At 48.1% G+C, this 799-nt stretch carries 1 protein-coding gene and 1 pseudogene; both read right to left on the bottom strand.

Annotation, left to right across the window (positions count from 1 at the left end; genetic code table 11):
- The coding region (locus tag ACTNC0_RS18215; protein WP_441088489.1) for a tyrosine-type recombinase/integrase at window positions 1-614 on the bottom strand (614 nt) is incomplete at its 3' end.
- Window positions 602-799 (bottom strand): annotated as a pseudogene (locus ACTNC0_RS18210) (tyrosine-type recombinase/integrase); the annotation flags it as partial. The pseudogene ACTNC0_RS18210 and the gene ACTNC0_RS18215, both read right to left, overlap by 13 nt.

Here is a 799-nt window from a genome sequence, read left to right as displayed (position 1 = left end):
TCCAGATGTTTTACGACGTCATCGCGCAGGGGGATGACACGGGCTTTGTTTCCTTTTCCATGAAGAATAACGCGCGGTGAATCTCCGATCTGGATGTCCTTAATCCTGACATCAACAAGTTCCTGGACGCGGGCGGCAGTTTTATACAGGAACAGCATTAAGAAAGCATCCCGCTTCCCCATATCTGTGGATGTATCAGGCTGCTGCAGGATCGCTGATACCGCTTTCTCACTCATATGCTCGACCAGCTTCTCTTCAACCCTTGCTTTTCTGACCTTTTGTATTTCTTCGAAATGTGATACAACGGTTATGTCCTCCTGGGCTGCGTATCTGTAAAAGGAATTGATGGCATGGAGCCTCTGGTTACGGGTTGACGGGCTGCACTTCCGTTCATTCTCCAGGTAATCCAGGAACCCTGATACCGTCTGGCGGTCGATCATGTCAAAGGTTATCTCATCCAGCCGGATATTCTTTTCTGTTTTTACGTAGTCCAAGAGCATTTCAAGAGATTTCCGGTAGGAACGTATTGTATTCTCGCTGCATTTTTGTTCGTTTGGCAGGAAAATAATGAGAAAGTCATGTATCAGCCTGTAAAAAGGGTTCAATCCAGCCATAGATCCGCCTCCAATCCCACCCTGTCTATCTTTTCCCAATCAATCCCCGGAGACTTCATGAGCCGGTCGGGAAGCAGGTGTATGTAGTAAACGGTATCGGAGAAGCTCTGGTGTCCCATGTATGCCCGCAGATACGGCAGCATCACATAGAGGTTTTTTCCTCCGTCAATCCATCCCTGGAGTAC

Origin of the sequence: Blautia sp. HCP3S3_B11 (assembly GCF_052064435.1) — a bacterium.
GTDB lineage: Bacteria > Bacillota > Clostridia > Lachnospirales > Lachnospiraceae > Blautia_A.
Note: the sequence above shows the minus strand (reverse complement) of the source record. Positions and strands in the feature narration are given on the sequence as shown.